This is a genomic window from Effusibacillus consociatus (assembly GCF_042652925.1).
Lineage (GTDB): Bacteria > Bacillota > Bacilli > Tumebacillales > Effusibacillaceae > Effusibacillus > Effusibacillus consociatus.
The window spans coordinates 1-18,914 of sequence record NZ_JBHSHC010000086.1; the positions used below are offsets into that span (position 1 = coordinate 1).

21 protein-coding genes and 1 pseudogene are annotated in these 18,914 nt (G+C 46.1%); 4 read left to right on the top strand and 18 right to left on the bottom strand.

The window, feature by feature from the left end:
- Positions 1–141 precede the first annotated feature (141 nt).
- The 5 genes from ACFO8Q_RS09960 to ACFO8Q_RS09980 form a co-directional block, all read right to left on the bottom strand.
- A complete protein-coding gene (locus tag ACFO8Q_RS09960) occupies positions 142–867 on the bottom strand; it encodes an ABC transporter ATP-binding protein (protein ID WP_380025622.1) in 726 nt (241 codons plus the stop codon).
- Positions 864–1,622: an ABC transporter ATP-binding protein gene (locus ACFO8Q_RS09965; RefSeq protein WP_380025623.1), complete on the bottom strand. Its 759-nt coding sequence runs from the start codon at positions 1,620–1,622 to the stop codon at positions 864–866. The genes ACFO8Q_RS09960 and ACFO8Q_RS09965 overlap by 4 nt, the downstream gene beginning before the upstream one ends.
- Positions 1,597–2,505 (bottom strand): branched-chain amino acid ABC transporter permease, encoded by a 909-nt coding sequence (locus ACFO8Q_RS09970; RefSeq protein ID WP_380025624.1) that lies wholly within the window; start codon positions 2,503–2,505, stop codon positions 1,597–1,599. The genes ACFO8Q_RS09965 and ACFO8Q_RS09970 overlap by 26 nt, the downstream gene beginning before the upstream one ends.
- Before the next feature lie 3 nt (positions 2,506–2,508).
- Complete coding sequence (locus ACFO8Q_RS09975) at positions 2,509–3,393, bottom strand: branched-chain amino acid ABC transporter permease (RefSeq protein ID WP_380025625.1); 885 nt, start codon at positions 3,391–3,393, stop codon at positions 2,509–2,511.
- A gap of 69 nt (positions 3,394–3,462) precedes the next feature.
- Positions 3,463–4,701 (bottom strand): ABC transporter substrate-binding protein, encoded by a 1,239-nt coding sequence (locus tag ACFO8Q_RS09980; RefSeq protein ID WP_380025626.1) that lies wholly within the window; start codon positions 4,699–4,701, stop codon positions 3,463–3,465.
- A 305-nt stretch (positions 4,702–5,006) separates the two neighbouring features.
- Between ACFO8Q_RS09980 and ACFO8Q_RS09985 the strand changes: the two genes are divergently transcribed.
- From ACFO8Q_RS09985 to ACFO8Q_RS09995, 3 genes and pseudogenes are all read left to right on the top strand, one after another.
- Positions 5,007–5,555 carry a gamma carbonic anhydrase family protein gene (locus ACFO8Q_RS09985; protein WP_380025627.1) on the top strand — a complete coding sequence of 183 codons (549 nt, stop codon included), beginning with the start codon at positions 5,007–5,009 and terminating at the stop codon, positions 5,553–5,555.
- A 167-nt stretch (positions 5,556–5,722) separates the two neighbouring features.
- A pseudogene (locus ACFO8Q_RS09990) lies at positions 5,723–5,941 on the top strand (thiolase family protein); the annotation flags it as partial.
- A 53-nt stretch (positions 5,942–5,994) separates the two neighbouring features.
- The gene (locus ACFO8Q_RS09995; protein ID WP_380025628.1) at positions 5,995–6,312 is read left to right on the top strand and encodes an MFS transporter; all 318 of its coding nucleotides are present in this window, start codon (positions 5,995–5,997) and stop codon (positions 6,310–6,312) included.
- A gap of 176 nt (positions 6,313–6,488) precedes the next feature.
- Here the strand turns inward: ACFO8Q_RS09995 and ACFO8Q_RS10000 are convergent, their stop codons facing one another.
- The 4 genes from ACFO8Q_RS10000 to ACFO8Q_RS10015 all read right to left on the bottom strand — a co-directional run bounded on the left by ACFO8Q_RS10000 (position 6,489) and on the right by ACFO8Q_RS10015 (position 8,851).
- Positions 6,489–6,635, bottom strand: a complete 147-nt coding sequence (locus ACFO8Q_RS10000; protein WP_380025629.1) for a hypothetical protein — start codon at positions 6,633–6,635, stop codon at positions 6,489–6,491.
- A gap of 43 nt (positions 6,636–6,678) precedes the next feature.
- Positions 6,679–7,359, bottom strand: coding sequence for a hypothetical protein (locus ACFO8Q_RS10005; protein ID WP_380025630.1), 681 nt, complete (start codon positions 7,357–7,359; stop codon positions 6,679–6,681).
- Between the two features lie 66 nt (positions 7,360–7,425).
- Positions 7,426–8,007 carry a TlpA family protein disulfide reductase gene (locus ACFO8Q_RS10010; RefSeq protein WP_380025631.1) on the bottom strand — a complete coding sequence of 194 codons (582 nt, stop codon included), beginning with the start codon at positions 8,005–8,007 and terminating at the stop codon, positions 7,426–7,428.
- A gap of 121 nt (positions 8,008–8,128) precedes the next feature.
- Positions 8,129–8,851 (bottom strand): cytochrome c biogenesis CcdA family protein, encoded by a 723-nt coding sequence (locus ACFO8Q_RS10015; protein ID WP_380025633.1) that lies wholly within the window; start codon positions 8,849–8,851, stop codon positions 8,129–8,131.
- 293 nt (positions 8,852–9,144) lie between these two features.
- On the opposite strand from ACFO8Q_RS10015, the gene ACFO8Q_RS10020 reads away from it, so the two are divergent.
- Complete coding sequence (locus ACFO8Q_RS10020) at positions 9,145–10,425, top strand: MDR family MFS transporter (RefSeq protein WP_380025634.1); 1,281 nt, start codon at positions 9,145–9,147, stop codon at positions 10,423–10,425.
- A 141-nt stretch (positions 10,426–10,566) separates the two neighbouring features.
- Here the strand turns inward: ACFO8Q_RS10020 and ACFO8Q_RS10025 are convergent, their stop codons facing one another.
- The 9 genes from ACFO8Q_RS10025 to nagB form a co-directional block, all read right to left on the bottom strand.
- The gene (locus ACFO8Q_RS10025) at positions 10,567–10,965 is read right to left on the bottom strand and encodes a methyl-accepting chemotaxis protein (RefSeq protein ID WP_380025635.1); all 399 of its coding nucleotides are present in this window, start codon (positions 10,963–10,965) and stop codon (positions 10,567–10,569) included.
- 146 nt (positions 10,966–11,111) lie between these two features.
- Complete coding sequence (gene murQ / locus ACFO8Q_RS10030) at positions 11,112–11,984, bottom strand: N-acetylmuramic acid 6-phosphate etherase (RefSeq protein ID WP_380025636.1); 873 nt, start codon at positions 11,982–11,984, stop codon at positions 11,112–11,114.
- Entirely contained in the window at positions 11,984–12,820 is an 837-nt protein-coding gene (locus ACFO8Q_RS10035) for a PRD domain-containing protein (protein WP_380025637.1), read from the bottom strand. The genes murQ and ACFO8Q_RS10035 overlap by 1 nt, the downstream gene beginning before the upstream one ends.
- A gap of 41 nt (positions 12,821–12,861) precedes the next feature.
- Complete coding sequence (locus tag ACFO8Q_RS10040; protein WP_380025638.1) at positions 12,862–13,119, bottom strand: HPr family phosphocarrier protein; 258 nt, start codon at positions 13,117–13,119, stop codon at positions 12,862–12,864.
- Positions 13,120–13,140: 21 nt separating this feature from the next.
- The gene (locus ACFO8Q_RS10045; protein WP_380025639.1) at positions 13,141–13,590 is read right to left on the bottom strand and encodes a PTS sugar transporter subunit IIA; all 450 of its coding nucleotides are present in this window, start codon (positions 13,588–13,590) and stop codon (positions 13,141–13,143) included.
- A 51-nt stretch (positions 13,591–13,641) separates the two neighbouring features.
- Entirely contained in the window at positions 13,642–15,069 is a 1,428-nt protein-coding gene (gene nagE, locus ACFO8Q_RS10050) for an N-acetylglucosamine-specific PTS transporter subunit IIBC (protein WP_380025681.1), read from the bottom strand.
- 116 nt (positions 15,070–15,185) lie between these two features.
- Positions 15,186–16,913: a phosphoenolpyruvate--protein phosphotransferase gene (ptsP, locus tag ACFO8Q_RS10055; RefSeq protein WP_380025682.1), complete on the bottom strand. Its 1,728-nt coding sequence runs from the start codon at positions 16,911–16,913 to the stop codon at positions 15,186–15,188.
- 75 nt (positions 16,914–16,988) lie between these two features.
- Positions 16,989–18,137, bottom strand: coding sequence for an N-acetylglucosamine-6-phosphate deacetylase (gene nagA / locus ACFO8Q_RS10060; RefSeq protein WP_380025640.1), 1,149 nt, complete (start codon positions 18,135–18,137; stop codon positions 16,989–16,991).
- The gene (gene nagB, locus ACFO8Q_RS10065; RefSeq protein WP_380025641.1) at positions 18,134–18,898 is read right to left on the bottom strand and encodes a glucosamine-6-phosphate deaminase; all 765 of its coding nucleotides are present in this window, start codon (positions 18,896–18,898) and stop codon (positions 18,134–18,136) included. The genes nagA and nagB overlap by 4 nt, the downstream gene beginning before the upstream one ends.
- Positions 18,899–18,914 lie beyond the last annotated feature (16 nt).

An 18,914-nucleotide genomic window follows, 5' to 3' on the forward strand; every position in this document is an offset into this window, starting at 1 on the left:
GTTTTTTAAATTATCGTCTTTATAACATAATACTAAATACTGATAAGTTTTCTGTCAAGTGTAAATAATACGATCACAAGTATAAAGAAAAAAAGATTGAACACATTCAGGATCTTCCTGGCGGTTCAATCTTCACATTTATTATGCAGTATGATGATTTTCGCCTAAATAAGCTTTTAAAATTACATCGTTTTTCAATAGTTCTCCTGAGTTTCCAGACAACGCAATATGACCCGTTTCAAGCACATAAGCTCGATCCGAGATACGTAAGGTTTGTCGGGCATTCTGTTCCACAATGAGTATGGTAATCCCCTTTGTTTTCAATTCTTGAATCAGCCGGAAAATATCCTTGATGACTAGAGGAGCGAGACCAAGCGATGGTTCATCAAGCATCAACAAGGAAGGACGAGCCATCAATCCCCTTGCAATCGCCAGCATTTGTTGTTGTCCTCCAGATAATGTGCCCGCAAGCTGTTTTCTCCGCTCTTTCAAAATCGGAAACAAACGGAATGCCTCTTCCAGATCTTCCTGTATTTCCTTCTTGGACCGAAAAACGGCACCCGTAAGCAAATTATCCTCAATCGTCATCCTTTTCAGGATAGCCCGTCCTTCAGGAACATGAATCAATCCGCTCTTCACTATTTCATTTGTTTTTAAATCGTTAATGCATTTTCCCTGAAAAATAACCTCTCCTGCAGTTGGTCTCATTAAGCCCGAGATAGTCCGTAACAGCGTACTTTTCCCCGCTCCATTAGACCCGATCAGGGCCACAATTTCACCTTGGTTCACTTCCAAATTCAAGCCATGAATCACTTCTATTTGCCCGTATGCCGCGGATAAATTCCTGATTTCAAGAAGCTTGCTCATACAGCTTCCTCCTCTTGGCCAAGATAGGCTTCCAGTACGGCCGTATTTTGTTGAACTTCACTCGGGGTCCCCTCAGCAATCTTCTGCCCGAAATTCAGGACCGTCACATAATCGGAGATTTCCATGACCACAGACATATCATGCTCGATGAGAAGCACAGCCACACCGTTCCGGTTGATTTTAAGAATCACCTCATTCAATTTCCTGCTTTCCTCAGGATTCATTCCTGCTGCAGGTTCATCAAGCAAAATCAGCTTTGCACCGGTAGCCAGAGCGCGAGCTATTTCGAGTCTTCTCTGGTCTCCGTATGACAATCGGCCTGCATTCCAATCTCTTTTTTCTTCAAGCTCCAATAGAGATAATAACTGCTCGGTTTCCTCATCCAGCTGTTTTTGTTTTTTGGCATTATAAAACGGAATAAGGCTGCGCAGTCCGGTATCCACCTGCGTGCTTTGACCCATCTTTATGTTTTCCGCTACGGTCATATGTTGGAAAAGCCTGATGTTTTGAAAAGTACGGCTGATCCCCAACCGAGCAATTTCATACGGCTTCAAATGATTGAGTTTTTGGTCCTGAAAAATAATTTCTCCTTGATCCGCCCTGTAAAGACCGGTAATTAAATTAAACAAAGTCGTTTTACCAGCCCCATTTGGACCAATGATACTGTGAATTTGTCCAGGTTTCACATGCATGCTAAAAGAATGAATCACCTGCAGACCACCGAACTGTTTAGACAGATGATTGATTGTCAACATTCACCGCATCCTCCATTCCCCGTGTCTTGTCCAACTTTATCGAACCTTTTGGCCATGCTGTTTTGATTAAAATCCGTTTCAATTTTTTCACTGTTTGTTCCGTAATTACACCTTGGGGACGAATGGCCATCATGATCACAATAATCAAACCATAAAGCCACATCCTCCATTCTTCCAGTCCTCTGAACAATTCAGGAATGAGAGTTAAAATCAAAGCTCCCACGACAGCACCCCACGGTGTTTGGGTTCCACCGAACAAGACAAAAAACAGAATGAGCAAGGAATTATGAAATCCAAATCCATGAGGATCTATAAAAAACATAAAGTGGGCATAAAGGCCGCCAGCAATACCAGCGATACTTGCACTGATGGTGAACGCACAAATCTTGAAAAATGTCACATTCAACCCCATCGACTGCGCCGCGACCTCATCTTGTTCAACAGCCTTAAAAGCCCAACCCAGTCGTGTTCCACCCATGTATAAGACGAATAACAATACAAGAATCGCAGTGACAAGAACATGGCCCAATGTGGTTCCGCTCATCCCGCTGTATCCAGCTGCCCCACCGATATATTCCGTATTCCGCATCACAACTTGAATAATTTCCCCAAATCCTAATGTACAAATCGCCAGATAAATTCCTTTAATCCGGAGTGCCGGGAAACCGATTAAAAAACCAAGCAATCCAGCCGCAACTGCCCCGAACAGCATGGCAGCAACCAGAGGGTAACCAAATTTAACCGTCAACACAGACGAGACATAAGCACCCACTCCCATGAATGCTGCATGCCCCAAAGAAAGCTGTCCCGTGGATATCGTAATATACAAACTTAACGCTAATATGATATTGATCCCTGCGAAAATAAAAACGGATTGATCCATTCATTACACCCTTTCCGTTTGTACTCTTGAGCCCATTAATCCGGAAGGACGGAACAACAAGATCACCACAAGGGCTCCCCAAACAACAGCATCTACATACTCTGCCATTCCAAACGGCAAAGCAATCACCAATACCTCCAATATCCCCATCAGCAATCCGCCGATCATGGCTCCGTATACATTCCCTAATCCCCCAATGATCATTACGGCCAACCCTTTGATGCCAACCGTTGCACCGATGAACGGACTCACTGCTTCAAAACGAATGGCATACAGGAGACCGGCTATTCCAGCAAGGCTGGAGGCCAGTAAAAATGTAAAGACGATGACAGCCCGAATGTTAACACCCAGCAATTTTGCAGCAACCTCATTTTCAGCCAAAGCCCTCATCGAACGTCCGATGGAAGTATGTTGCATAATAGAACTTAATAGAACCATGGATAAAATCGAGGTCGAGAGAAGAATGAGTTGAGGGCTGCTGATAAGCAGATTCCCTAACTCAATATTGGGTAAATTGAACTGAGCGTTAAACGGCTTGGCATCGGAACCAATTAAATTGATAACAGATTCGGAAATAACGATTCCAAATGCAATGGTGCTCACCAACGGGGCAAAGTGAAATTCCCTTTTCATCGGCCGGAAAGAAACCGCTTCAACGAGCAAACCTAAAGTACCCGCGAGGACAATGGAAAGAGGAAAACTTACATACAAAGGGATATGGAACTTCGTCATTAAAATAAGTGCGATAAAACCAGAAGCCATAAACACTTCTCCATGAGCAAGATTCAACGTGCTAAGCACTCCAAAAATGAGGGTAAATCCAATGGCAAGAAGAGAATATAAACTTCCCTGAAGCAAACCGTTAATCATCTGTTGAGTTAATTCCATACCGTTCACCTCATTTTTTGATGTAAATTTTATGCGCAGGTCTTTTTTGAAAACCTGCGCAGATATTCTTTATTTAGTTAGCAATTGGTATTTTCCATTTTTGATGGTGACAACATGTACCTCCTTAATTCCATCCCCTTTATCATCGATAGTCAATTTCCCTTGGGTACCTTCGTATTCTTTCAAGTTGTCCCAACCTTTTCGTACGGCTTCACGTAAATCTTCAAGCTTGCTATTCCCATTCAACCCAGCATCCTTTATGCTTTTTGCAATGATTTTGATATTGTCATAAGAATTTACGGCATAAGGGTCAGGCAATGTCGAATCCGGAGTAATTTTTGCTGCTTCAGGTTGAAACTTGGCAAGAAAATCTTTTGCTTGCTTACGGTCAATTTCGGGGTACCAATATGTCCCCACTACAATATCCTTTCCAGCTTCCCCTACCAGTGAAGGAAATGCGGCGGCATAGACGCCTACTGTACCAATGACCGGAACATTTACTCCCTGTCTTCTCATTTCTTTGACGAGTCCGGCTCCTTCTTGATAAAGCACACTCACAGCAACAGCTTCCGGATTCATCCCTTTCAATTTTGTAACGATTGCGCTAAAATCAGTTGTTCCCGTTTTGAAAGTAAGCGCTTGCTCCTTGTTCAATAAGGTATACCCGTGTTTTTGCAGGATCATCGGAAATACTTGAGAACCGGCAGCCTTTGATACAGCATCTTGTTCATCATAAATCACAGCAAATTTAGATACATTGTAATGCTTTGCAAATGCAGGTACAGCTACATCCAAAAGCTTGTCATCAGTCATCGAGTTTCTGAATGCCCAAGGGCGATTTTTCTCAGAAAGTCCCGGTTTTGCGGAGGCATACGAAATGATCGGCACCTTTAACTGATTGGCGATCGGAAAAGCAACTTCAGATTCCCCACTAAAATGGGGTCCCGAAATGGCAACCACACCATCTTTCTCCATCTTCCGCGTTAAGCTAACCGCCTGGTTGTTATCCCCCGCACTATCAGTTGTAATCAATTCGATTTTGCTGCCGTTGATTCCGCCTGCATCGTTTATTTCCTGCACAGCAATTTTAGTCGCAATCTCTTCTTTCTCACCATAATCTTTTCCCTTACCTGTTTTAGGCACTAGAAATCCGATTTTAATAGATGCAGGTGTTTTGTTGGAATCAGTCCCATTTGCTCGACCATTGGCAGCGCTTTCATTTCCGGAATTGGTTGAACATCCAGCTAACAATGAACTAACCAGCGCCGTGATCAAAAATAATCTGCTTGCTCCACGTACCTTTTTCAATGAAAGCCCTCCTAGTAGTAAGTAATCTGTTAAGTGAGTTTTTCGCTAAAGACGAACTTTATACCCCTCCTACAATGGTAATGATTCAAGTTATATCAATATTGTTAAAATTATTATATATCCACCAATTTAGAAATTCAAGTTTTTTATACGGTCGTCAAAAATACGCAATTATATTATTGTATCTATCGTCTTTTATGTATAATAATTGTATCGGGCGAGCTTATAAAACGTCCTATCTAAAGATGGAAGTGATCCCGGATGTCAAGCTCTACTATTTATCCGAATGAAGGGAGAGAAGGTTGATGATAATAGAATTCAAGGGGAAAACACCGCAAATTTCCAAAACAGCCTTTATAGCGCCTAACGCCACTATAATTGGGGATGTCATTGTGGAAGAAGGAGCCAGCATCTGGTTCGGGGCTGTACTGCGCGGTGATTTAGGTCCGATTGTCGTAGGGGCTCGCAGCAGTGTTCAGGATAATTGTGTAATTCATATGACAGACGGTGGCACCTATATCGGGGAGGATGTCACAATCGGTCATGGTGCGGTTCTACACAATTGCCGTATAGGCCGTGGGGCTTTGATCGGTATGAATGCCGTGGTATTGGACAATGCTGAAATCGGCGAAGAATCGATCGTCGCCGCAGGTAGTGTGGTATCTGCCAACACCAAGGTTTCCTCTCGGATATTGGTTGCAGGTATCCCCGCTCAGAAGAAAAAGGATATTGAGGGTGCCTCCCTTTGGTGGATTCAAGAGAGTTCGAAGGTATATCAGGAATTAAAGCAGAATTATCTCGACTATGACTATCGGATATTCGCAAAACAGAACTATAGTCTTCCCACAGATTAAATGTGCATCAATGTCTCCCTACAGAAGAAAGAGCATCACAAGCCATTCTATTGGCTCGATGCTCTTTTTCTTACCTACAACAGATTTTTATTACGTTTATTTTACTATCGTATTTATTATACAATATGATTGCAGCCCAATTCTGTTCTAAGATTATTGAAAGGGAGATGAGGAATGTGAGTAAAAGAGATGCAGTCATCGTTAGTGCAGTCCGCACGGCGATCGGCAATTTCAATGGTTCCCTGGCTGATGTGCCCGTACCCGATCTGGGTGCAACCGTATTGAAAGGTGCACTGGAAAAAGTCGGTTTACAACCGGATCAAGTGGATGAAGTGATCATGGGGAATGTCCTTCAAGCTGGTGTAGGCCAAAATCCCGCCCGCCAATGGCGGAGCTGTATCCCTTGGCCATCCAATAGGCGCAAGCGGAGCTCGAATTCTTGTCACGCTTATCCATGATAGGTACGCAGATTATAGCCTATGCTTTCGTTTCCCAGTATTATCCTATCCAAATGCGCTCGACTGGGATTGGTTGGGCCTCGGGAGTAGGACGTTTGGGTGCAATCATAGGTCCGATGATGGGTGGGTTCCTCCTTACCATGAATTTGCCATTGCAACAAAACTTCCTTGCATTTGCAATTCCGGGAATTATTGCCGCATTCGCCATTGGGTTTGTGCAGGACAGAAACAATTCCAAACAGGTGACCGAAATTAATTCGGGAAATAACGAGCCCATCATAGATATCATAGCAAAATAGCGCATCATCCACCGCTAACCACCGAGTGGTAAATTTAGGCCTCTCTGTTTTTTGAGTACAGAGAGGCTCTTTTGCATCTTCCGGACCATCACCTCTCATTGGTCTGAATGTAGAGAATATGCAAAGTCAGATTTAACGTTTCTCAATTTCCATACGAATCTTCATTTGGTCATCCGCTATTTTTCCAGATCTTTTTCAATCTGGTTCTTTTTTTGCATCAGAGTTTCCTGCATTTTCTGGAGATGGTATTCCAGATCTTCCAACTCTTCTTTTTTCAATCGGCTAATGTCCTGTTTGTTCAAAAAATCGCTAGTAAGCTGCATCTGTTAATCCCCTCCTCGTAATAGGATTCGAGAAGAGGAGAGCTTATTTGTCAACCAAAACCTTCCTGTTGCGGTCAGAGCGACCGATTGACAAGTAGAGTAAGCCTGAAATTGATATCGCGAGGTAACCCCATTGCTCTAGAGTCAAACCAAACCAGACATCTTCCGGAAAACGGAAAAATGATACTGCCATCATCGCCACCCCAACCCCAAGTAAAGCCCATCCGATCCGCAATTGCGGTTCAACCGCTTTCCGTCTCACCCAAAAAGCCGTTAAAAGCAATCCGATTCCCTTATACAAATGGATGGGGTGATAGGAAGCCTCACCTATTTTCATCCCCCAAGGCAGACTTGTAGAGCGTCCAATGTCGGTCACCAACCATTGATAGACAGAGATTCCGACAAGAATTCCCGGTGCTGTCCAATTTATGATCGATTTCCAGGATTCGAGTGAGTTGATACTCATACGGTGCAGCTTCCACAACAAATAAACGGCACCTGCCCCAACACCCAACCACTTCGTAAAGGGTACCGGGACGGATAGTAACACCTGTAAAGGATTACGAAATAATGAGATTGGATCGACTATCGCACCGCCAAATCTATACACAATCAACCCGAGGAAGAGGCCCCACCAGAAAACGTCAGCAACTTGTCCACCGTTGCTCCCTGCCCGGTCCAAATCTCGACGAATCATCCAGATCGCCGCAAAAAAGCTCACCAACAGGGCAAGCCACTCAGAGGGGATCATTAAATGCCCAACTGTAAGAATAGGAGTCAGCATAGGATATCAGCGCTTTTTCACGAGATTTTGGATAATGCGTTCCATCGTCACTTCCGGCATAGCCCCCTGTATGCGATCCACAACGATTCCGTCCGGACCAATCGTCACCGTCGTCGGAATTCCAAGCGCTTGATAAAGGCTGGCCACCTGCCCGTCCTGATCCAGCAGATTCGGATATTTCACATTGAATTCCTTTAGAAACTTGCGGGGTCCTTCCGGATCGGTCTCAGTGTCGGTTAAGTTCACGCCCAAAAAGACGATCTGATCCTTATAGGCTTCTGATTTTTTCACAAGATCAGGCATTTCCATTCTGCAAGGTCCGCACCATGACGCCCAGAAGTTGATCAATACCGGCTTACCTTTCAGGTCACTCAGTTTGACCGTTTTGCCTGTTATATCCTGCAGTGCAAAATCAGGTGCCGGATGTCCCGGTTGCGGAAGAGCAGGTTTTTGTCCTGTCGGCTGTTGTGTGGTTGGCGGATTCCCCTGCCCCGGATTCGTTTCTTTACCGCCAATATTGGTGAAAACAGCGGACAATGCCAGTCCGGCGACCACCACAATGCCCAATCCTATTTGCCAGTTTTTCATCACGAACCTCCAACATGCAGTTAATGTGTTTCCGGGTCGCCTTTACTTTGAGTATTTTTCCAGGGCCCCAAAAAAGTACTCGGATTTGGCTTCGAAGGCCCGTCGTCACTTTTTGGGGTATCTATATTCCCGTAAATCCGCCGAACAGTCGAATCAAATAAGCCGTAATCGCCGTCATTGCGTTGGTGTACAACAAGATTCCCATGATCACCATTACAATTCCGCCAATGCGGGCGATCACTCCGGAATATTTCAACAGCCAGCGAACAGAGCCTAGACTGTAAGCCAGAATCAAAAAGGGGATGGCAAATCCGAGGGAATAGGCAGCCATCAGCCATACCCCATTCGCAGGATCGGTTGCCGCAACGGCCAACACAGCTGTCAGAATGGGGCCGATACACGGAGTCCAGCCGGCGGAAAAGCTGATGCCGACAAGCATCGATCCCAAATACCCGGCGGGCTTATTGCGCAGATGCCATTTTCTTTCCTTCAGCAAAGACTCCCATTTGAGAATCCCGGCCAAGAAAAGCCCCATCACGATAATGACAATGCCGCCGATTTGGCGAATCAGATCCTGATACTGAATGAAGAATCGTCCGATGAATCCCGCTCCAAATCCCAACGCGACAAAAATAATGGAGAATCCGAGCACAAAGAACAGCGAATGGACAAGCGCGGTTCGCCGAATCTGGAATTTATCCCGTTCCCCACTCATCCGGTCGTACGAAATCCCCGTGATATACGAGATATAAGAAGGATACAAAGGTAAACAGCAGGGAGAAAGAAACGATAAAATCCCGGCGGCAAACGCTACAAGAAAATTCGGATTGGATGGATCAAACAATGATAACCCCTCTTTCGATAAAAGCTGCTGTCCCCATTATATACAAATTAAGATGAAGTTTTTGTGAAGAACCTTACACAGCTCGAAATTTTTGTATTGTATGGTACAACATTGTCAACTATAAACATCCAAAGAGCCTGTGAAGCATGTATCGATTTGGCGATGCATATAGTGGCGGAAAAAAACTTGGGACTCCCGCAAAATAGCCGTGACGCTTTGCCGATCATATTCTGAACTTGGAGTGAACCAATTCTTAGTATACACACCGAAAAAAGGGGATGCTATGTGGCGAGGTGAATCTCGTGAACGTGGCATCCCTTTCGTTCGGCCGCTCTTTATGGGTATTATTAAGTGGAATTCTGTTTACTCATCTGGGTTACTATCTGATTCTGCCTCTATTGGCAATCATTCTAAGTACAGAAAAAGGGCTCACAGTCGGACAGACAGGCCTTGTACTGGGGACCGGATCGATCTTCTTTCTCTCCGGAAGTCTCCTCGGCGGATGGCTGAACGATCGGCTTGGTCAGCGGCGAACTTTGGTACTGGGTCTGTTTCTTCGGGCGATTGGCCTCTTAAGTTACGGCTTTGTATCGACACTCCCCCTGCTTTTCACCGCCTCCATCGTTACAGGAATTGGCGGAGGAATCTATACTCCGCCGGCGAAAGCGGGGATTTCCACTTTTGCAGCCGAACACAACAAGACAACCGCTTTTTCCTTTCGCGGCATTGCCGCCAATATCGGTGTCACGGTCGGTCCTTTACTTGGTACTTTGCTTGCGACCGGTACCACTCTCGATCTGTTTCTTGTTGCTTCTCTTATTTATGTGGGTTTGGGGATTTCGCACCAATTGCTATTGCCCGCCGACTGTACACAACCGCCGTGTGAAAAACCAACCGGCGGGTATGCAGCCGAGATCCTCAAAGACCGCCCCTTTCTGATCTTCAGTCTTGTCACTGTGTTTGTATGGGCCTTATATGCACAGTTTACATTCTCCATTCCGTTGCGGGCCACGGAGATCCTGCCAAATCCGAAAAGCGTCGGTCTCCTCTGGTCAATCACCAGTATCATGATAATTTTCCTGCAAGCGCCCATCACGCGCTATACCTCTGTCCGTTGGCATCCCCTGTTGATTCTTGCATCAGGTACAGTCCTAATGGGAGCGGGACTGGGATCTGTGATGTGGGCAACCCAATTTTCCCACCTGGTCCTAAGCATTGCGGTCTTCACCCTCGGGGAAATGTTTGTTATGCCAACGGTGGATACCGTCGTATCCCAACTTGCAAAACCTCAACTTATAGGTACCTATTTCGGAATTGCCTCTTTGGTTTGGGGAATGGGGGAAGCATTGGGGAACATGGGGGGTGGACAACTGATGGGGTTTGCCCGGAGTTGGGACGCTCCCACTTTGCCATGGGCAGTGTTTGCAGTCACTGGGGCCGTACTCGGATTCATACTTGTGGGACTCAGGAAGTGGCCGCATCTCTCGGTTCCCTTGTCAGATGCCTACGCGGAGAGGACAGAAGAATCTCTCTCCCCAACAGTGCTGTGGCGCAGGAAGTTGAAAAAAAGGTAAACCGGAAAAAAGGACCGGAGAACTTCTCCTATTCCATCCTTAGGCAAATTATTCCTTGATTTTTTGCATGACCGCTTCCAACTCTTGCGCCAAATTTTTCAGGCTTTCGACGGCGTTCGATATTTCCTTTATCGAACTGAGCTAATCCCCTGAGACAAAGGCGATTTTTTGGGTGCTGTCTGCTGAAACTTTCGCAATTCGTGCCATTAAATCGAACGATTGAATGACGTGTCCCGCTCCTGCATGAAGCTGTTCGGAGGCAAGCGAGATCTCTTGCACTCGTTCCGCTACCTGTTGTGAAACAGTCAGAATCCGGTTAAATGACTCTTTTGCCTCTTCAACGACATCAGGCCTTGACTGGACATTGGTTTTGACTCTGTCCATTTTTCCGACAGATTGCAGAGTATCCGTTTGGACTTCTTTAATAAGTTCAGCAATTTGCTGGGCCGATTCACCGGATTGCTCGCGCCAGTTTGCCAACATCCCGTGTTCGAACATATGAAACATGCGGCCAAATGCATGAGCAATGATTGAAAGCAATACGGCGCCCCCAATGAGACCCAAAGCATTAACCTGTTTTTTACATGAAGCATGTCTGTCCACCCCATCATCGATTACTCACGTATAACACGTATAAAAAGTTACAATGGTTTTATTCGACGGTAACCGATACATGCCTTCATGTTTCACTTACTCTTTTTTTGGAACTCGTCGATTGCCTCTCGGATTCTTCCTTTGTGCCGTTCCAAGAGTTGCAGGGATTTATTCGAATCCAGACCGGTTATCTGCATCACTATGGCCACTCTGGCATCCCCACCGGCTTTTTCTGCCAATTTCTCCGCTTCGTCATAACTGACCCCGGTTGCCTCCATGATAATTCGCTTCACTCGTTCAACCAATTTCATGTTGGTTGCCTGTACGGACACCATTAAATTCCCATAGACCTTGCCTAGACGAATCATGGCAGCCGTACTCAGCATATTTAAGACCATTTTTTGAGCGGTTCCTGCCTTTAAACGGGTCGATCCTGCGACCACCTCCGGACCTACGGCTACATTGATTGCAACATCCACTTCGCTGCTGATTTGGGTATCAGCAGTACAAGAAAGTGAAATGGTCCTTGCCTCTCTGGAAAGCGCTTCTTCCAAGGCTCCCAGAACATAAGGTGTCCTGCCGCTCGCAGCTATACCTACTGCGACGTCGCCTTTCTTGACCCCGCATTTCCGTACATCTTCTCTTCCAAGTTCAGGGCGATCTTCTGCATTTTCAACAGCCTCAACGAAAGCTGCAGGCCCACCGGCAATCACTCCTTGAACCAACTGGGGATGCGTCCCGAAAGTAGGAGGACACTCAGATGCATCCAGCAGTCCCATTCGGCCACTGGTTCCGGCACCGAAATAGAACAGTCGCCCCCCTTTTTCCAATGAATCTGCAATTAAGTCCACAGCTTTGGCGATCTTCTCCAATTCCCGTTCCACGATGAAGGCTACTGTTTTGTCCTCTTCGTTCATAATCTTTACGATATCAATGGATGAGAGTTTATCTAAATCTTCCCGCATTAGTCACCCGTGTTCCGTTGGTCAAGTCTCTCTATGTGCATGGTCAGGAACCCGATTTCATCTTCCGGAATGGATCGATTCAGATAGTCTTCCAGAATGCCGGAAAGAACTCTTGCCTTGTTATAAGACTCCGGATATTCTTCACGAATTCGTTCCATCAAAGGGTTCCGAATCGTCTTTTCGCTCTTCACCCGATCAATCAATCCTTTGAGATGGGTAATGAATCGAAGGGTGGAGAAAGAGTCATCGAAACCTAACCCTACTTCTTTTGCTTGATCAATGATCTTCGACACGACACGAACCACACTTAATGAATCTGAGCTTTTTTCAAACCTTCTGGCCGCATGAAAATGCATCGCCAAGAAAGCGACTTCATCTTCCGGAAGTGAAACATTTAAGCGATTATTGAGATAATCGACAGACTCCGAAGCAACTTTGTATTCATCCGGATAAAGATGTTTAATTTCATAAGTGAACGGATTGGTAAATTCGATGCCGCGCTTGTGTCTTTCAATCGCAAAGTTGATATGATCGACCAAAGCTGCATGGATTGTGTCGGAAAAATCCCCTTCCAACTGTTCTTGTGCAAAAGCAATTACCTCTTCCGTCACTCCGATAATTTTAAAATCAACAGCTTGCAGCAGCTGTTCATAATGTTCGATCGCTTCCGATGTATGAAGCAGGAATTCCTGAGTGATGTCGGCCTCCAGCACCATCATTCCGGGTTTTTTTTGATAGCCGATTCCTTTTCCGAAAACAATGGAATTTTTCCCTGATGAAAGCTTTGCCAAAACCACGTTGTGCGAAAGTACATGTACAATCTTGCGCTCTATCATATGGCCCCCTCCAAGACTAGGGATTACATGATCATTTTACATCAGTCTTGAAGATTTTCGAGAAACTTCGCGAGATGGTCCAGCGTTTCCTGATCCTCGTTCTCAACCTCAATAGTGACCTGATCCCCGCCTTTAATCCCCAAGGTTAAAATATTCACAAGACTCTTTGGGTTGATTTTCTTATCATCTTTGGTCATCCACACATTGGACTCGGACTTTTTTGCCTCTTGTGCGAACAAGGTGGCCGGTCGGGCGTGGAGTCCTGTTTTATTTCGAATCGTAACAACTTTTGCCAGCATGCCTATCATCCCCTTTTTGATCTAAATTACAACTTCAAACAATCCGCGTCCTCGAGCCGTTTCAATCCTGGCTTTTTTCTCATCCAAATTCGTTATAATTACCGGACTCAGCAGTGATTTTTTCTGCGCAATGGCTTCACGGTCAAACGTAATCAAAAGGTCCCCGGCTTTTACTTTTTGACCCGGCTGCACATGATTTTCAAAACCTTCACCTTTCAACGAGACAGTATCCAATCCGATGTGAACCAGCACTTCGATATCTTCCTTCGTACGCACCACCACAGCGTGACGGGTTGGAAAAACCGTAACCACTGTCCCGTCTGCCGGCGATATACACCGGTTGTTTACAGGCAGCACAGCCACCCCGTCTCCCATCATCCGCTGTGCAAAAACGGGATCCGGGAGAGTGTCCAAAGATACGACTTCTCCCTCGAACGGATTTAGAACCTGAATTTTTTTCTTAAAGAACATCTTCTAACCACTCCATGTCATCAAAGAATAGGAGGGGACAAGTCTCCCCTCTTATGCTGTCACTAACTTTTTCATCTCTTCTTTAATAAGCTCCGACTCGGTACCAAAGACAATCTGAACGTTCCCTTTCCCAAGTCGCATAATACCTGCGGCTCCCAATTTTTTCAGTTCCGGTTCGTTCACGGCGCTTTCATCTTTCAACACCAACCGCAGACGGGTGATGCAAGCATCCAGATTGGTAATATTCGATGCTCCGCCGATTAAGGGCAGGATTTGTTCAGCTCTTTGACGCAGGCTCGATTCTTTCAATTTCTCAACCTGTTTTTCGTCATCTTGTTCGTCTTCGCGTCCCGGAGTTTTAAGATTCAACCTACGAATGACTGCCACAAATCCCACATAATACACGACAAAGTAGGCCAGTCCGATAGGAATCATCAAAAGAGGTTTGGTGGACAGATTCCAGTTCAACAAGTAGTCGATCAATCCGGCTGAAAAACCGAAACCCAGTTTAATGCCCATCGCATACGTGAGTGCCATGGAAAGACCGGTCAGGAGCGCATGAATCACAAACAGTACCGGTGCCACAAACATGAACGCAAATTCGATAGGTTCAGTAATTCCGGTAAGGAAACTGGTTAAAGCAGAACTGATCAACACAGAAGCTGCTACTTGCTTTTTCCCGGGTTTTGCCATTTTTATCATTGCCAAGCAGGCTGCCGGCAGCCCGAACATCATCACCGGGTAGAAACCGGTCATAAACATTCCTGCCGTCTTGTCCCCGGCAAAGAAACGGGAGAGATCGCCATGAACAATTTTTCCGGCTGCATCCGTAAAATCACCAATTTGGAACCAAGCGATACTGTTGATGATATGATGCAGACCTGTCGGAATCAGCAAGCGGTTCAAGAACCCGTATATAAACATACCTAGGCCACCGGCTGACACTGTCCACATGCCAAGCGCCTGGATTGCATTTTGGACAGGCAGCCAAATGAATCCCAGAATGACACCGCTTACAACCATGGTTAACGAGGTAACAATGGGAACAAAGCGTCTGCCTCCGAAAAATCCCAACGCCTTAGGCAGCTGGATGTCCTTGAATCGTTTGAACAGTACGGAAGCAATAACACCAGTCAGAATACCGCCTAGCACCCCCATATCGAGGTGTACCACAGGCTTTCCATCCGGCCCCATAACATCAAAAGTTTTCAAGACATTTGTGAGAACCAGATATCCGATGACGGCGGCCAGTCCAGCCACACCTGCACCTTCAGCCAATCCAATCGCGACACCTGCCGCAAACAGAATCGGTATATTGTCAAAGATCGCACCTCCACCGGCCAGGAATACCTTCGCTACCTGAATCATGAATGGATTCTCGAATTTCAGGGCACCAATCCGCAACAAAATCGCTGCAGCAGGCATGATGGCAATTGGAATCAACAACGAACGACCAATCTTTTGCAAAAACGCTAACACATTCATCTTTTTGTCCCCCTTTTTTTATAAAAAAAGCATTAACTCAAGAAGCGCCGGATTCTCGAGCTAATGCCCTTTCGGTAACACGCTCATTCGTTCGACAATATGATTTAAGTTTATCGATTTTTTAAGGCATACTCGATTTTTTGCAAAACTTCTTCCCAGGTTCTCGCTTTCAGAACCTCATCCAATAAAAGCAAGCTGTCTTGTTTTGTTAAATTCGAAAGCTGCTTTTTTGCAGGCAGCACTTGCCCTGCACTCATTGAAAATTCGTCCAACCCCATAGCGTAAAGAATCGGAATCGCCCGTTCATCCCCAGCCATTTCTCCGCACATTCCAACCCACTTCCCTTTTTCATGTGCAGCTTGAATAATCGTATGAATGATTCGGAGAACGGAAGGATGCAGCGGATCGGACAGGTACGACACCTTTTCGTTCATACGGTCTGCCGCCATTGTATATTGTGTCAAATCATTACTGCCAATACTGAAGAAATCCACATAATCCGCGAGATGATCGATCATAATGGCGGCGGAAGGAGTTTCGACCATTATTCCAACAGGCACGGGACCCGCGTTGACCTCTTCCCTTACCTCATCCGTCATGGCTCTCGTCTGAAGGACTTCCTCGACAGTAGAGATCATGGGAAGCATAATTTTTAATTTTCCAAAAAGACTCGCCCGGTACAACGCTCTCAATTGTGTTTTAAAAAGTTCGGGAATGTCCAGACAGATCCGGATCGCCCTGTACCCGAGAAACGGATTCATTTCTTCAATCGGAAAATACGGAAGGGACTTGTCTCCGCCAATGTCGAGTGTTCTTATGATAACCGGTTTTCCTTGCATTTTTTCCAGCACTTCTTTATAGGCCAAAAACTGCTCTTCTTCAGTGGGGAAATCGTCCCGGTCCATGAACAGGAATTCCGTGCGGAACAACCCGATCCCGTCAATTCCCGCCGCAAGCACTGGATCGACGTGTTTGGGATGGCCAATATTGCAAGCCAATTCCACTCTTGTACCGTCTTTCGTGATCGCCGGCTTCTCTCTGAAAGCCTCCAGTTCTTGCAATTCAAGCTGGTATTTTCTCTTTTTTTCCATAAATAGTGAGCGTTCGGTATCGTTCGGATTCACCCAGAATTCCCCGGTTGCGCCGTCCAGCATCACTTCGTCCCCATCCTGAATCTCCAATAGCTTGGATCCGCCCCCCACAGCAGCAGGAATTTGCAGAGACCGTGCAAGAACGGCGCTGTGGCTGCTCTGGCCGCCGATCATGGTCAAAAACCCTGTCACGACATCTGTGGAAATCGATACGGTCTGAGAAGGAGTCAAATCTTCAGCTATCAGAATAACAGGTTCATCAGGTATTTCGTGATGTACGGATCCGGTTCTCAACAGCTTTTTGAGTATAAGCTTCTTCACATCCTGTAAATCGGACGCCCTCTGCTTCATATACTCATCATCCATAGCATCAAGAACTGCAGAATAGTTGTCCATTACCGAATCAATAATCGCTTCTGCATTCACCTTTTCCTCCAAAAGCTTTTCCTTGACTTCATCCAAAATGGCGCAGTCTTCCAAAAGAAAAAGGTGAGCATTGAAAATTTGCAATTCAGAATCGGTTAATTTGGTTTCCATCTTTTGCTTTAAGAGGGACAACTCCTCCTTGGCACTTTCAATGGCTTTTTGAAACCGCTGCCATTCGAGATCAACATTCTCAATCCCGATGACACTGTAGTTCATCTCATCCCGAATCCATCGGGCTTTTCCGATGGAATAACCCTTGGATGCGGCTATCGCTTTCCCATGGTTTTGGATCCCCCCTGGAACACAAAAAGGCAGGCACAGCTTAAGAAGTTAGACTTCTCAAGCTGATGCCCACCTAAGGTTACATGCTTGAACTTACTTCTAATTTATACGTATTTAATAATTTATGTCAAGTAATTTCCCGCCAACAAACGTCTTCACAACATTCAGTTCTTCATCAAGCAGTATAAAATCCGCATCGCAGCCGACCGCTAGCCGGCCTTTCCGATGTCCGCATCCAATTGCGTTAGCCGGAATCTCCGACGCCATAGCGACGGCGTGAGCGAGGGGAACCCCACAGAGCGATACCATGTTCCGAACAGCCTGGTCCAAAGTGAGAGTACTGCCTGCCAGCGTACCGTCTCCCAACCGCGCCTCCCCATTTTTTAGATACACGCGCAGTCCCCCAAGATCGTATTCCCCGTCCTCCATCCCGACTGCCCTCATTCCGTCGCTGACAAGAACCATTCGCTCGGTTGTTTTGATCCGATGCAGAATGCTCATGACAACCGGGTGGACATGTACCCCGTCCGCAATCAGTTCAATTGTCAATTCATCGTGATACATCGCTGCTCCGACCACTCCCGGTTCCCGGTGATGGAGTCCGCGCATAGCATTGCAGCAATGGGTTACATGAGAAAGACCGTGACCTATCGCTTCTTTCACAGTTTCATAAGCAGCATTCGAGTGTCCTACGGAAACTTTTACGCCATTTGCACTCAAGTATTTGATTACTTGCTTCGCATCCGGTTGTTCCGGTGCTAAGGTGACTACTTTTAACCGGCCTCCCGCCGCTTCAAGCAGAAGCTTCGCATCTTCCAGGGCGGGGGGCACTACATGCTTCTCATTTTGAGCTCCTTTATGGGCTTTATTGATCCAGGGTCCTTCCAGATGAATCCCAAGAATTTCAGCTCCAAAGCCAGTTTCCTCCGCAGCTTCTTTGCAAATCCTCAGAACCTTTGCCAAGTCGTCAATCTCAGCCGTCAGCGTTGTGGCAAGAAAACTTGTAATCCCGTACTTTACAAGTGATTTAGAGATTTCTTCCAGAGATTTCTTGGTTCCATCCATTACATCATATCCGTTCGAGCCGTGAATATGAATGTCCACATAGCCTGGGGCAATGTATCCGTTATCGATCACGATGTCCGGGACTTCATCCTGCTTAGGTCCCACAAATGTAATTTTTTCGTCTTCACAGATCACAATCTGATCGGGTACAACTTGCCGATCAATGATCGCTTTTCCCTGTACGATGAATCGGCTCATTTTGCCATCTCCCATCTGCCGCTGGTCAAGTCAATCGGGAGATTCGAAACGGCAGCTTCGTCAAGTATGAATATACAGTTAGGATGAAGTTGGAGAACGGACGCCGGAAGTTGTTCCGTAACTTCTCCGTACATCGCCTTGTATACGGCATCGCTTTTATCCGATCCTGCTGCCAAAAGCAAAACTTGTCTGGCGTTCATGATACTTTTTAAGCCCATCGTAATCGCGTGGGTCGGAACATCCTCCAGCCGGGAGAAAAACCGGGCATTCGCCTTGCGGGTGCTTTCCTGCAGCCGGACCACATGGGTTAATGCCCCAAAATCTTCACCCGGTTCGTTAAAGCCGATATGGCCGTTCTGCCCAATTCCAAGGATCTGGATGTCGATCCCTCCCGCTTGATGAATCAAACGCTCATACTCCTTGCATTGTTTGACGGCATCCGGCGTAACCCCGTTGGGAATATGAGTGTGGTCAGGTTTCACGTCAATATGACGAAACAACTGCTCTTGCATGAAGGAGTGATAACTTTGGGGGTGATCCGCCGGTAATCCCAAGTATTCATCCAGATTAAACGTAGTGACTTCCGCAAACGACAATTGCCCGGACTTCACCAATTCGATCCATTTCCGATACATTCCAAGAGGAGTGCTGCCGGTTGCAAGACCAAGCACCAGACGGCGCCTTTTTTTGATTTCGGCAGCAGTGATTTCTGCCGCTCGTAAACTCATGGTCTCGTAATCTTTCTCGATTAAGATTTTCAATGTGGTTGCTCTCCTT